17 protein-coding genes are annotated in these 12,989 nt (G+C 49.3%); all 17 read right to left on the reverse strand.

Annotation, left to right across the window (positions count from 1 at the left end):
* Position 1: 1 nt before the first annotated feature.
* The 17 genes from INF28_RS04965 to INF28_RS05045 all read right to left on the reverse strand — a co-directional run bounded on the left by INF28_RS04965 (position 2) and on the right by INF28_RS05045 (position 12,986).
* The gene (locus INF28_RS04965) at positions 2 to 1,489 is read right to left on the reverse strand and encodes a CHAP domain-containing protein (protein ID WP_226392364.1); all 1,488 of its coding nucleotides are present in this window, start codon (positions 1,487 to 1,489) and stop codon (positions 2 to 4) included.
* A 13-nt stretch (positions 1,490 to 1,502) separates the two neighbouring features.
* Positions 1,503 to 1,898 (reverse strand): hypothetical protein, encoded by a 396-nt coding sequence (locus tag INF28_RS04970; RefSeq protein WP_226392365.1) that lies wholly within the window; start codon positions 1,896 to 1,898, stop codon positions 1,503 to 1,505.
* 15 nt (positions 1,899 to 1,913) lie between these two features.
* Entirely contained in the window at positions 1,914 to 3,941 is a 2,028-nt protein-coding gene (locus INF28_RS04975; RefSeq protein ID WP_226392366.1) for a hypothetical protein, read from the reverse strand.
* Positions 3,934 to 4,089, reverse strand: coding sequence for a hypothetical protein (locus INF28_RS04980; RefSeq protein WP_226392367.1), 156 nt, complete (start codon positions 4,087 to 4,089; stop codon positions 3,934 to 3,936). The genes INF28_RS04975 and INF28_RS04980 overlap by 8 nt, the downstream gene beginning before the upstream one ends.
* 23 nt (positions 4,090 to 4,112) lie before the next feature.
* Positions 4,113 to 4,490: a phage tail assembly chaperone gene (locus INF28_RS04985; RefSeq protein ID WP_226392368.1), complete on the reverse strand. Its 378-nt coding sequence runs from the start codon at positions 4,488 to 4,490 to the stop codon at positions 4,113 to 4,115.
* A gap of 6 nt (positions 4,491 to 4,496) precedes the next feature.
* Complete coding sequence (locus tag INF28_RS04990; protein ID WP_226392369.1) at positions 4,497 to 4,937, reverse strand: phage tail tube protein; 441 nt, start codon at positions 4,935 to 4,937, stop codon at positions 4,497 to 4,499.
* Between the two features lie 13 nt (positions 4,938 to 4,950).
* Positions 4,951 to 6,006, reverse strand: coding sequence for a phage tail sheath C-terminal domain-containing protein (locus INF28_RS04995; RefSeq protein ID WP_226392370.1), 1,056 nt, complete (start codon positions 6,004 to 6,006; stop codon positions 4,951 to 4,953).
* Positions 5,981 to 6,436 (reverse strand): phage tail terminator family protein, encoded by a 456-nt coding sequence (locus INF28_RS05000; RefSeq protein ID WP_226392371.1) that lies wholly within the window; start codon positions 6,434 to 6,436, stop codon positions 5,981 to 5,983. The genes INF28_RS04995 and INF28_RS05000 overlap by 26 nt, the downstream gene beginning before the upstream one ends.
* Positions 6,433 to 6,894: an HK97 gp10 family phage protein gene (locus INF28_RS05005; protein WP_226392372.1), complete on the reverse strand. Its 462-nt coding sequence runs from the start codon at positions 6,892 to 6,894 to the stop codon at positions 6,433 to 6,435. Before INF28_RS05005 ends, INF28_RS05000 begins: the two co-directional genes overlap by 4 nt.
* Positions 6,887 to 7,363: a phage head closure protein gene (locus tag INF28_RS05010; RefSeq protein WP_226392373.1), complete on the reverse strand. Its 477-nt coding sequence runs from the start codon at positions 7,361 to 7,363 to the stop codon at positions 6,887 to 6,889. Before INF28_RS05010 ends, INF28_RS05005 begins: the two co-directional genes overlap by 8 nt.
* Positions 7,363 to 7,620, reverse strand: a complete 258-nt coding sequence (locus INF28_RS05015; RefSeq protein ID WP_226392374.1) for a head-tail connector protein — start codon at positions 7,618 to 7,620, stop codon at positions 7,363 to 7,365. Before INF28_RS05015 ends, INF28_RS05010 begins: the two co-directional genes overlap by 1 nt.
* Complete coding sequence (locus tag INF28_RS05020) at positions 7,607 to 7,783, reverse strand: hypothetical protein (protein ID WP_226392375.1); 177 nt, start codon at positions 7,781 to 7,783, stop codon at positions 7,607 to 7,609. The genes INF28_RS05015 and INF28_RS05020 overlap by 14 nt, the downstream gene beginning before the upstream one ends.
* Positions 7,784 to 7,794: 11 nt before the next feature.
* Positions 7,795 to 8,994: a phage major capsid protein gene (locus INF28_RS05025; protein WP_226392376.1), complete on the reverse strand. Its 1,200-nt coding sequence runs from the start codon at positions 8,992 to 8,994 to the stop codon at positions 7,795 to 7,797.
* Between the two features lie 17 nt (positions 8,995 to 9,011).
* The gene (locus INF28_RS05030; RefSeq protein ID WP_404815144.1) at positions 9,012 to 9,827 is read right to left on the reverse strand and encodes a head maturation protease, ClpP-related; all 816 of its coding nucleotides are present in this window, start codon (positions 9,825 to 9,827) and stop codon (positions 9,012 to 9,014) included.
* The gene (locus INF28_RS05035) at positions 9,712 to 11,088 is read right to left on the reverse strand and encodes a phage portal protein (protein ID WP_226392378.1); all 1,377 of its coding nucleotides are present in this window, start codon (positions 11,086 to 11,088) and stop codon (positions 9,712 to 9,714) included. The genes INF28_RS05030 and INF28_RS05035 overlap by 116 nt, the downstream gene beginning before the upstream one ends.
* Before the next feature lie 11 nt (positions 11,089 to 11,099).
* Positions 11,100 to 12,701, reverse strand: coding sequence for a terminase large subunit (locus tag INF28_RS05040; RefSeq protein WP_318961727.1), 1,602 nt, complete (start codon positions 12,699 to 12,701; stop codon positions 11,100 to 11,102).
* A gap of 81 nt (positions 12,702 to 12,782) precedes the next feature.
* Positions 12,783 to 12,986: a hypothetical protein gene (locus INF28_RS05045; RefSeq protein WP_226392380.1), complete on the reverse strand. Its 204-nt coding sequence runs from the start codon at positions 12,984 to 12,986 to the stop codon at positions 12,783 to 12,785.
* Positions 12,987 to 12,989: the final 3 nt, after the last annotated feature.

A 12,989-nucleotide genomic window follows, 5' to 3' on the forward strand; every position in this document is an offset into this window, starting at 1 on the left:
ACTACCACCTTCTTAAATCCAGTTTCACATAATGCACGCCATTTTTGATGCTGTGATCGGAGCCTTCGATGAGATAATTAACGTCATCAATTGTAATGACAGCTCCTGCACGGGTGTAGCTGTTCAGGGCCTCTATCATTTCAATGGAAAAGGTTTCAGCAGCTTTTGAAAGTTCCGACAGCTTGTTTTCTGCCACGGCCTGTGCGTTTTCCTTTTCAGCGTCAATCTTTACAACCTCCTGCAAAAAGCCGTATTGATATATACTGTCCTCATCCTTTAAGACCGTCTGAACGGTGTAGGCACTGTCCTTTTCAGAAATTACCTTGACGCTGTTTTTCATTTCCTCAATACTGAGAGTATGCGATACATTCCCTCTCAGTGTGGGGGAATATATCAGCCTTGTGTTCGGCGTAATGCGAAACTCCGGATAGGCATAAAGACTGCCAATGGTATAAATCCGAAGTCCAGCAGGGGTTACGTCAAAGTTATATGTACCTTCACATTGTGACAAAATATCACGAATGATATCCGATAAGACCTTATCCGCATAAATCTTTGTTATTTCCATTTCAAGCATGGGAATATTGTCTATCGGTATATTGGAATCCTCGCAGATTTTCCGTATCGCCTTGTACGCCGCCATTTTATTAAACTGATAGGTTTCGGTGGATTTATTCAAATACCACCCGAAATCACAGGCGGTGTATTTGTTTACAAACTCCGACCCGTCATCTACCGAAACAATAATGCCGCGCAGAATTTCAACATTGGTATATAGATTGATGATATCTCCCGGCTTAGGCGTATAAAGGTTTATGTACTTGGTATCTGATTTTGCCACTTCAAAGCTGACGGTTGTGGCAAGCTCGTCTATGGTATTCTGCCATGACAGATTACCGACATACTTTGTTATATCATTGCCGCCTGCATAAAACGCATGGGTTTCTTCCCGGCTTTGGGAGAAGCCTTCGTTAACCGTATTTCCGCCCGTCCCGAAGCTGTCATACAGCACCGGGTCTTTGGGCAGTTCCCGGTCGTTGTCGGTAACCGGCGCGGCTGCTGTGTTTTCGGCATATGGTGGCACAAAAAAGCCTGTCAGCTTCCCGTCATAATACCGCGTCACCTTTTTAACCGAGTTACTGCAGTTTCCCTCTATGGTATAAAAACAGTTGTTTCCCGCGCCGGTTACAATCCCCACATGGCTTGCGCCGCCTGACTGCTGGATCATAATGTCCCCGGCTTTTGGCGTGTAGCTGCCTTTCGACTTGAAATATCCGTTTTCTTTTGCATAATCCAAGACGCAGACTACGCTTGCCGTTCGCGGAAAAAGGCTAAGCCCCGCCTGAGAGAAACACCAGCCGATAAAAACGACACACCATGCATAGGAGGTCGTGCCGCCGATTGCGCCATACCACTGAGTAAACTTGTTTGGCCTGCCGCTGATCCCAAGCTGCTGTTCGGCAATGCTGACAATCTGCTGTGCGCTCATCCCGCCGCCCCCTTTATATCAGTTTCACCTCAGACAGAGTGATGCTGTAGTTCATGTCCCCGTCCTTTTTGATGGTATAAGAAAAATCATCCACGCAGCAGGCCATATTGATTGGCGTTTGCGTAATGATTAAGCGAATCGGCAGTTTCTGCAGCATCCAGGTGTCAATGGTATAGAGATACCCGAATGCCGTATCGCTGCGGTCGCGCAGGAAGGGATAGTCCCGGACGGGGAAAAAGCTGCTCCATGATATGCTCTTTAGTGAGGGCCTTCCGATGAGCTTTAACTGCCCCTGCGTGACTGTCTCAAACACCTCGTTTGCGTGCGGCTTTGAAACGGTGAATTCTGCAGGAAGCACGGGCAGCTTCAATATCTGTTCCCGGTTATTTACGCTTAAGTAGATATCCATCTTTCCATGCCCCCTTTACAGATTTGTCAAAGCCAGCTTCAGCTTTGGAACCAGGTCATTTATGATATCTTCCGTTGATTTCCCATCTGCATAGATGTTGATAATAAAATGGTTGTCTGTCCTCTTTGAGGATTTATCTATCGGCGTTACTTTTGCACCCTGCGGAAGGTTTAAAAGCTCCGGCCCTTTTTCGCCGACAATAACCGAGCCGGCTGTCCTGATCAAGCCACCCTGTGCCAGCATGGGAATCTGCGGGGCGGTAAAGGTAGGAATTGCCGGAATGCCAACAGCGCCGGTCACCTTGTTAATACCGTTGATCAGCCCGTTGATCCCATTCACCGCGCCCCGTATCATGGAATTGATGCCAGAGATGATTTTGTTGATTGCGCCCTTTATCGCGTTCACAATCCCGTTCCAGACATTTTTTACGGCGTTGCCGATACCGGTAAATACAGAGGTGGCAGCAGAAGCAATGGTGTTCCACGCTCCCGAAAGAAAGCCGGTAATGCCCTGCCATACAGAAACAGCCGTATCTTTGATGCCAGTCCACAGACCGACAAAGAAGGAAGCGATCGAGTTGCCTACGGATACAAAGAAGTCACCGACTGCTTGAAATGCCTGCTTACACCATGCGCAAACATTATCCCAATTCATCCAAAGCGCGACGCCGATAGCAATCAATGCACCAATTGCCACAATGATAATGCCGATAGGGTTAGCCGACAGCGCCACATTCCAAGCCCACTGCGCAGCAGTACAAATTAACTGTACGGCATTCCAAGCCTTCTGTGCGACTTGGATTGCCATAACCGCACCTTTGTAAATCAGGATAGCACCAGCAATACCTGTAATAATAGGAGCTATTGCGCCCCAATTATTTACAAAGAAGTTAAGCACTCCAGATGCAATCTGCAGTACACCACCAAGGCCGGACACCACAAGCGGAAGCCCGGTATCCTTTACCCAGTTAAGAGCGGGCTTACAGAACTCAAACGCATTAAAAAGAGCGTCCCGGACGCCTGTTAAAAGTGTCCCGACGCTTGCAAACTTACTCTCGTTCTGTTCCACTGCACTTTTGATATTGTTAAACGCGGAAACGCCGTAGTTCCATACGTTTTGAAATGCAGTAACCAAAGGCGGCAGAACATTATCTTTTATCCAAATAAACGGAACCTTTACGGCATCAACAGCCTTTGTCATAACCGCCTGTGCGGCAGGGATTTTAGATGCCAAAAAGGTAACGACCGATGTAATTGCCGGAAGCACACCGTAACCGACAATATCCTTAACGCTGCCCCAGGCATTTCTCAATTGTACAATACGGCCTTCCGGCGTTTTGGCCATTGATTCGGCGAGACCACCGAAGTTCTGGCCAAGCACCTCAACCAGTATAGCGGCACGTTCACTTTCTGTTCCGGTCTGCAGAATTTTTTTCTGGTTTTCGTCCATGATAACGCCGTAACGGGTGAGGGCGCTCGTGGAGCCGGTCATAACTTTACCGAGCAGGTTTGCCATCGATTGCATCTGTTCCTGTGAAACAGATACGCCATATGAGGAAACCGCTAAGTCCTGCAAAGCGGGAAGCAGTGTTTTGATGGTATCGCCTTGTAATTGGAAGGTGGCAAGCTGTGATGCTCCGACCACTGTTGCGTCTCCTTCGATTGTGGTGACCAGTTCGAGTGCATCGCCGTATTTGATGATTTCGTCGACCTGCGCCTGGGTGGTGCCTTTGACATTCATCATAAGAGTGCCGAGACGCTCGTTTGCCCGCTCCAATTCCAGTACGCCTGTGACACAGTCTGTCATAAAATTTTTCACTTGACTAAATCCGGCATAAGCCGCAACAACACCGGTCACCTTTTTTGCGAGTCCTGAGAGCGTATCGCCTGTGGATTTACTCTGTGTGCCAAACTTTTTCAGGCTGCCCGTAGCATTGGTGGTGTGATTTTTAAGATTTTTCAGCCCGGTGACGGCATTCTTGATCCCGGTGGTGAAGTTCCCGTCCTTAATGGACAGGGTCGCGCCAATGTTCTTTTTAGCCATTGCCATCACCGCCCGTCAATGCCTTTATTTTTTCATACTCGTCCTCGCAGTATATTTCATAAGCCGCTTTGTAAAACAACTTTTCACCGTAAGGAAGATTTATCACTTTATCAGGTGTTATTCCTCGGTTTAGAAAGTGACAGAGCATGGCAAGCTCTCCGTCACTTTTGATTAGTTTTTTAGTTCGTCCACCGCTTTAACGCCGTCAATATAGCCCGCCAGCTTCAGGCATTCCACCGCAATCAGAGGAATTTCGCCCGGTTCGAACACCATATCCACAATCTCCATCGGGTCTGCGCAGCCGAATGCCTCCTGCAGTTCCTTGGATTTCAGACAAGGGTCAGCAACACAGGAATATACAATGTACGCATCACCGTTCTCCATGTCCTGTGACTCCTTCGCCATAGACGCCGTTGGGCCTTCAATGGTTATGGTACCGTCTAATGACTTGATGTACAGCGTTCCGGTTTTGGGTTTTGCTTTACTCTCCAGCATTTGCTCCTTCCTGCGGATAAGCTCCTGCAGGGTGATTTTTGTGTGTTTATTCATAGCCTGTTACCTCACTTTCACAAGATCGGGGAAATAGAAGTCGGTAAACCCGCCGCTGTATTCCTCGTCAACCATTTTTGCGTTCTCAAATTTCTGAAGCGTCAGTTCGTTAAACCATGCGTTTTCCACAACCAAACGCTCGCTGCCGTATGCGTCCGGGTCGTCCAGCTTTGATATGATCTGGACTCGCACGTCCTGTCCCTTTTTGACTTTATCAGCCAGCAACTGTGCGCCCCGTGAAAAAACTTTCTTAATCTTCATACTCCATTCACCGGTCAGCCCTGTCATTTTGGAGTCCTTTGCCATCTGCATGACAAAATCCACATCCTCCCGCTCGATTTTCACCTTTGCTTCATAGGAGTCGGTTTCCCAGACAGGTTCCCCGTTTAAATACACCATACCCCATTTGCCGTTCATCACTCTCGGCGCTGTCGGTTTTACTGCCATATTTCATCACCTCTCATTCCATATAGATTTGGAAGTTCAAATCTTCAATTGCGTCCTGCACCTGGATGTTTGCCTTTACAAACACATTCGTGTCCGTGTTAGCGGTTTTGATCTGTTCATCATCCCAATCAGAAACATCTTTTTGCTTAGCAAGCCAGGCACGGGTAGCTTCGATATCAATGTCCGCCTTATTGTCGAACCTATCATACAGCACGCCCTGGCCTGCAAGATCGGAAAAATATTTATTGACTGCCGCGATAAACAAAATCTTGTTATCATAGGAGTTTTCCATCTGTCCCACAAACTCGTTTTCAAAGGTTGTACGGATATCGTCGCGGATCATGTCCACAGCTTCCATAATCTTTATTTTCTTAAAATCATCCCCTTTGCTGTCAGAGGTTGTTGTCAGGGAATTGACACCCCTTGCGATCTTGATTTTTGTTCCGTCGTTAATGAGAATCAGTTTTCCGTTGTCCACATCCGCGTCCGGCGTTTCGCTCTCAGTAATGCTCTCAACCTCCGGCAGGGGATAATAGGTGGCGCTTCGGTTTAAGGGAAGCCCCGCAAGAAGCCCTGCGATCCTCGGGCAGTACTCAGCGGCGGTATATGTCTTTGTCCCCACCTTGATATCGGCGGTTTCAAAGTCAATAATCCCCTCATGGTTTGCCGCTACTGTCGGGAGCACCGCTTTAAAGGTTTTATGGTATACATCCCGCTGCTCAGTGATAAAATCTACAATTGTGCTTACATCCGTCTCACCGGGAACCGGCATGGTGAGGTAGTTCCATTTCTTGTTTTTCAGCCGTTCCAGGGTCGGCGCGATGTCTCCTGCGGTCGGAATCCGTTCTACAATCACCCTGGTGGGAGCACCCTTGAAAATGAGGGAAAGAAAACCCAGGTTCGCCGTTGTGTAATGGCTTTTGGTGATCTCGCTTTCTTTGGTATAAATCTGCGTCTGCGCTGCATTGCTGTCGTCCTTTAAGATAACCGCGACAATCCCGCGGGCGCTCCGTGTCACAAGCGTTTCTGCAAGCGTCTTAAATTCAATCAGTATTTGAGGAAGTCCCATAACTTTGTGTTGCCACCCTTTCTTGTAAATTTTCCATTTTCGGAAGTGTTTCTTCCGCAGCTTCTGTTTCCTGCAGATATTCCAGCTCAAAGTAGGCGATAAGCGTGGATTTGTCTGCATCAAAGGTTATTTCGTTGACGGACAGGAACCTGTCCTGTACCTGTAATGGTGTATAGAGGAACAGCCGCTTCAGCTTTCCGGCGGTTTCAATCAGCTCTTCTTTGGTTTCGATTGCCGGATGATAGGTGATTTCCACACTGTTCGTCACAATTTCCGTGAATTGGTTTTCAAGCGTTACACTAACCGGCAGTACCTCCACAAAACACGCCGGCCTTTCAAACCCCTCCTGAACCTCAGCAGCGATAACAGAGTAGCCGTTTTGCTGCAGCACACTTCCCACCGCAGCCTGGATATCTTGAAGAGTAATCACAGCTCCACCTCCCGCGTTAAATCGTCCAGCAGCTTTTCGGCTGATTTATCAAAGGTGCTTTCTATCTCGTCCATCGATTTTTCTATCATTTTTGCCCCCTGTGTCCTGCCTTTTACCTTTACGCCGCGTATGCCGCGCTGCAGAACGTTCAGTTTTCTGCCCCAGACTGTCGCCCGGCCGCCGGTTACAATCTCATGCCCGTCCTCAACCAGATGAGCATATCTTGACGCCGACTGCATACGGGCAACCCGCGCTTTGCCGTACACCTTCGGCTTCTTTGTACGCCAGGTGGATTTTAGCTTCTTGGTTTTACCCACCGGCGTTTTGCTTTTTGTCCGGTTTGCCGCAACCCGCGCCATCGCCATCAGCATGGCGTCCGTTTTGTTTGGGTATTTCTGTTCGATTCGGTTAAACGCTTTCTGCAGCTCCTCAAACCCGAAGGTTCCGTCGTCAGCCATCGCCGTCACCAACTTCCGTGTTCTGCGCTGTTTTACGTCCCTTTTCCGCCGCCACAATCTGCAGTTCGGTATGCTGTTCGTTCATATCAAGCACCGATACGATTTCAAACTCACGGCTGTCGTATAAAATCCGCATCTGCGGCGTAATCCCCGGAAAGAAACGGGTTACAATCTTATATGTGGTTTCCGCTCTCAGCTTTTGGCTTTCCTCATATTCACGTCCGCTCATGGGCGACACAAACGCCGCAACGGAGTAATCGTGCAGTGCGTCGAGGGAAGAATATGCCTTTCCGTCACGGCGCTTTAAGACAGCACTTCCATCCGTATCGTGTGTCAGATACACATCGTTAGATGACGGCATGGACGGTTTAAACGGAATATATCCCGGCACTGTTTCACCCATGCTGTTCTTTCTTAAATCGCCGGGATGGAGGAAGATAACCCTGTGCCTTAATTTTGAAAAATCCATCAAAACACCTCGTTCCTATATGCGTCAAGCAATCGATACACAGCCGACGGGACAGGCGTACCGTCACGTCGTTCGTAAAAATGCGAGATAACAAGCAGCTGCGCCTGCCGGATACATTCTTTTTCATCATCCAACGGGGAAATGCGCAGATAATTCTCGCACAGTTCCTTTGCAAGCAGCAGGAGGACGGAAAGGTATCCGTCCTCCTCGTTATGGTCAATTCTTAAAAATTCCTTCACAGTATCAAGACTCAACATTTTCCTTCACACCTGCTTTCGTCTTGGCCGAGACCGTCTTGATTTCTTCAGCAAGACCGCCGCCGACCAGGTCTTTCCCAAGCTGGGCTGAAACCTCCGCAGTTTCTCCCTGACAGAAGGAGAAGAACAGACCGCTACAACCTTTCAATATTTTAATCTTCATAGTACATCACCTTACGAGGCTTTCTGCTGAAGTACTTTGATAGCCTCTGAAAGAATCAGCTTGCCATCCACACGCTGCGTTGCCATAAAGCCCACCTGGCCGGTGGTCGCAAACAGTTCGTTGAGCCTTTTAAAGCTCCTGCCCTGACGGTCGGCAATCCAATAGTAACCAAAGTCACCGAAGGCAATGGTCTTGGCCCCTGCCGCGATTGCCGGCACATAGGAAGAGGTGTATACCGGCCGGTTTAAGATGGTATCCGGCGTCCCGGCGGTAAGCGCAGGCTGCCACAGATACTGGCCGTTGCCGTCTTTTAACTTGCGGATGGCTTTTACAGTGGAATCGTTCATTACCCATACGGCTTTTTTACGGTAAGGCGAGCGGAGGGAGTAGAAGAGGTCGATCAGTTCATCAGCCGTCAGCGCCGCCGCTGCCGCAGAAGTAACCCCTACATCCGCACCGCCGGACGCCGCGAAAATTCCTGTCGGCTTGCCGCTGCCATCGCCGGTAAAGAACGCTTCCTCTTCCTTGGAACCGATGCGTCGGGCAAATTCAGTAGAGATATATGACTCAAGATCGAACACGCTGTCGTTTAATAACTCGTCCGAGACCTTGATAAAAGTACCCAGCTTATGTGCCGAAAGGGAGGTCTGTCCGAAAACCTCGTCGCTTTCGGTCAGCTGTTCTTCCTCATCCAGCCATGCGGCGCTGCCGTGTGTAGTCACTACAGGGATTTTACGGTCGCCGCTTGACGTCTGAATGATCTTTGCCAGCTTACGGAAGATGTTCTCTTCCTCCAAGGCCTTTACCAGGGTACGTTCAAATTCATCCGGCACCAGATATCCGCCTTCCGAATCGGTGCCTTCCTGCAGTGCGTTGCGGATGATGTGCGGATCGCCCGTCATGCGCATGGCGTTCCAGAAATTGCGTTTGTATTCGTCAGACGCGCGGCCTTTCTTTTCATCGCCGGCAGCGGGCATGGGCTTCCCGGTGATAGGTGTGTTTACAGGCTTATTCAGTTCCGCATCCAGTGCTTCGCGCCGTTCCATACGGGCGATTTCCCGCCCTAAGTCTTCAATTTCCTGCTCCATTTTCGTGTAAGCCGCATCATCTTCTGCGGTCAAAATGCCTTTTTCGGTTCTGTGGGAATCAAGGAAAGCCTTAGCCGCTTCCCACGCCTTGCTTCTTTTTTCACGAAGTTCTAAAATGGTCATAGTTAAAATACCTCCTCCTAAATATGGTGTTTAATAATATTTAACTGGTTATATAGCTCGTCTATGCTGCGTCCCTCTGCTTGAGGGGGTACAGCCGATGACGGAGCGTCTTTGCTCTTTGTATGTGTTGCCAGCTTATTAATTAGGGAATTGGCGACTGCCCTGCGGGAAAACAATACCGCGCTTTCTTTCTTAAACGGCAAATTTTCTTCCTTATCCGGCTCGTTTTCGTCCGAGTCCTCTTCATCTGGCTCCTGTTTCTGGGCATTTCTGAAAAGGATATCATCGGCAAAGCCGAGTTCCAATGCTTTATTCGCGTCCATCCAGGTTTCGGCGTCCATTAGGTGTGACAGCTTTGCACGAGACAGTCCCGTCTTAACCTCATAGGCGTTGATGATGGAGTCCTTTACACCGGACAGCATATCGATGGCTTTTTGCATTTCCGCACTGTCGCCGAACGCTGCGGTTGCCGGATTGTGTATCATCAGCATGGAAACGGGGGACATCAGCACCTCGTCGCCTGCCATAGCGATCACGCTTGCTGCGCTTGCCGCAATGCCGTCGATTTTTACGGTGACACTGTCTTTGTAGTCCTTCAGCATATTGTAGATTTGAGCAGCCGCAACACAGTCGCCGCCCGGTGAATTGATCCACACGGTCACCCTGCCGCTTTCTGACATCAATTCGTCTTTAAACAGTGCCGGGGTAATGTCATCGTCAAACCAGGTTTCCTCTGCGATGGTGCCGTTTAGGAACAGTGTCCGTTCCATCTGTTCCTGCCCCGTCTCCTGGTTGGTTACCGTCCTGTTTTTCCACTTCCAAAACTTCCTCATCGGATTCCTCCATTTCATTTAGATTTTGTGTTTCCTTAGCAAATGCGCCCGCGCTGGCAAGCGGGAGCATATTGCCGTTAATCAGATAAAGGTCGCCGCCGTCCTCTTTTGGGATTTGATCAAGGTTTTCCAGCCTGCGGATGTCATTGGCGCTCATCCAGCCGTTCTGCCGTGCAATGGCATATCCGTTCATGCGGCTTTGATAGTCGCCGCGAAGCAACCCTTCCAAATTAAACTTTGCAAAATACGTCTTTTTTTCATCTTCGGTTAAAAGCGCCCGCATAATGGACTGCTCCCAGCGGATCACCCAGGGTTCTAAGGTGTATTTTACAAATTCCAGCGACTGCTGCTCTATATTAGAAAAGCTCGATTTCTCAAGGTCGCCCACCATATGCGGCGGTACCCTGAAAATTCGGGCGATCTCGTTAATCTGAAATTTTCTTGTTTCTAAAAACTGCGCCTGTTCCGGCGAAATGCCAATGGGTGTATATTTCATCCCTTCTTCAAGGACTGCTACTTTATGGGCATTTCCCGTCCCTCGATATACGCTGTTCCAGCTATCCCGTATTTTCTGCGGGTCTTTCACTGTTCCCGGATGTTCCAAAACGCCGCCCGGAGCCGCGCCGTTGGCAAAAAATCTGGCCCCGTATTCCTCACAGGCAATTCCCATCCCGATGGCGTTCTTGGCCATTGCAATCGGGGAGTATCCCACCAGCCCGTCAAACCCTAAACCCGGTATGTGCAGCACATCGTATGGGTGCAGCTTTACCGTGCTGCCTTTCATGGTAGGCGCTTCATCTGTCGAGCGGGTGTATGTATACCACAGCCTGCCATCGGTGTCCCGGTCTACCGACATTTTATTCGGCATCAATGGATACAAACCGAGCACCTCGCCTTTGCCGTTTCGGACAATCTGCGCGTAGGCGTTGCCCCACAAAAGCAGGTGTGTCATTAATGTTTCCCGGAATATGAATGACGTCATTTCAGGATTTGGCTCGTCGTGGAGCAGCTTGTATAGCGGATGTGTCACGGCTTTCTCCTTGCTGTCATTGTCCCCATATTTGTACAGGTGAAGCGGCAATCCAGCTATCGCCTCGGCAAGGATACGTATGCAGGAATACACCGCAGTCATTTGCATGGCCGAACGCTCATTGACCGCCTTGCCGGAGGTAGTGCCTCCAAAGAAAAAGCTGTAACCTGAACCTGCGGTTGCATTTTTCGGCTTATCCCTTGAGCGGAACAGGCCTGATAGAATTCCCATAATAACTCCTCCTAAATAAACAATATCCCGCGTTCGTCATAAATGCTTTCTGTATTGTCATTCCCACAGCGAATCGCCCTGTCAAGCGCCATGATCATGGCAACCGCACCGTCAATCTTTTCTGTGGATTTTTCCTTGTCTGGCTTGATGTTTCCGGCAGGGTCAGTTCGCACATAGATGTTGTCCATCATCCAGCGCAAAACAGGATGCCCGCTGTGTGCGACCTTTTCTTCCAGTATCAATTTCATCAGTTCTTTGGTAGGCGGCGACATATCCTTAAAGCCCTGTCCGAACGGTACAACGGTAAATCCCATGCCCTCAAGGTTCTGCACCATCTGCACAGCGCCCCAGCGGTCAAAGGCGATTTCACGGATATTGAACCGTTCGCCGAGGGACTCGATGAACTTTTCTATGTACCCATAATGCACTACGTTGCCTTCTGTAGTAAAAAGAAAGCCTTGCTTTTCCCACACATCGTAGGGAACATGATCCCGGCGGACACGAAGGGAAAGGTTGTCTTCCGGTATCCAAAAATACGGAAGCACAGAATATTTATCGGTTTCATCAAGCGGTGGGAAAACAAGGACAAACGCCGTGATATCTGTTGTGGAGGATAAGTCCAGCCCTCCGTAGCAGACACGGCCTTTCAAATCATCCTCGGATACTTTAAACGAGCATTTATCCCATTTATCCATCGGCATCCAGCGCACAGTCTGTTTCACCCACTGGTTCAAGCGAAGCTGTCGGAAGGTATTCTCTTCGGCAGGGTTCTGTTTTGCCGATTCACAGGCGGCTTTCACCTTGTCTATACCCACAGTAATCCCAAGGGACGGATTTGCTTTTTTCCATACCTGTGGGTCTGTCCAGTCGTCGCCTTCATCCGCCCCGTATATGACTGGGTAGAAGGTGGGGTCGATTTTTCTTCCCTCTAATATGTCCTTTGCTTTTTGGTGTGTCTCATAGCAGATAGAATGCGTATCGGTACCGGCGGTGGTGATCAGAAAGTAAAGAGGCTGCATCCTTGCGTCACCGGAGCCTTTCGTCATAACGTCAAACAGCTTTCTGTTCGGCTGGGTATGGAGCTCGTCAAACACTACACCATGAATGTTAAATCCGTGCTTGGAATATGCTTCAGCCGACAGCACCTGATAGAAGCTGTTGGTCGGCGCGTAAACAATCCGCTTTGCAGCGGCAAGGATTTTTACCCGTTTGGAAAGCGCCGGGCACATCCGTACCATGTCAGCTGCCACCTCGAAAACGATGGACGCCTGCTGGCGGTCGGCGGCGCAGCCGTAGACCTCGGCACGTTCCTCACCGTCGCCGCAGCAAAGCAAAAGGGCAACCGCAGCCGCAAGCTCCGATTTGCCCATCTTCTTTGGGATTTCCACATATGCTGTATTAAACTGCCGGTAACCATTCGGTTTCAGTATACCGAATATATCGCGGATGATTCTTTCCTGCCAGTCAATCAGTTCAAATGGTTTCCCTGCCCATGTGCCTTTGGTGTGGCAGAGACACTCTATAAAATTCACGGCGTAATCGGCAGCCGGTTGGTTATAGCAGGATCCCGGCGCCATAAATTTTGTCGGCTTATACTTTTTTAATTTTTTTATCTGAAAACACCCCCTGTAAAGCACAATAAAAAACCTCACGGCTGTGTAAGGAAAACAAGGCCTTGCGGCCCTATTTTCCCATCATACCATGTGTGCACTGCGATGAATGGTATCAAGGATTTTCTCTTGTTCAGACGGCTCTACACCGAGACTTTGGAGCGCTTCCCGTGTCCCGCAGTCCGGGCAAATAAGGGTTTCATTGTCCTCTCTGGAAAGCGCCGGCGGCTCACGGTAGGCTTGGCCGCATTTGGGGCATATTTTTTCAGTTATATAATTCTCTTTCATATT

This window comes from Ructibacterium gallinarum (genome assembly GCF_014982785.1).
In the GTDB taxonomy this organism is placed as follows: Bacteria; Bacillota; Clostridia; order Monoglobales; family Monoglobaceae; genus Ructibacterium; species Ructibacterium gallinarum.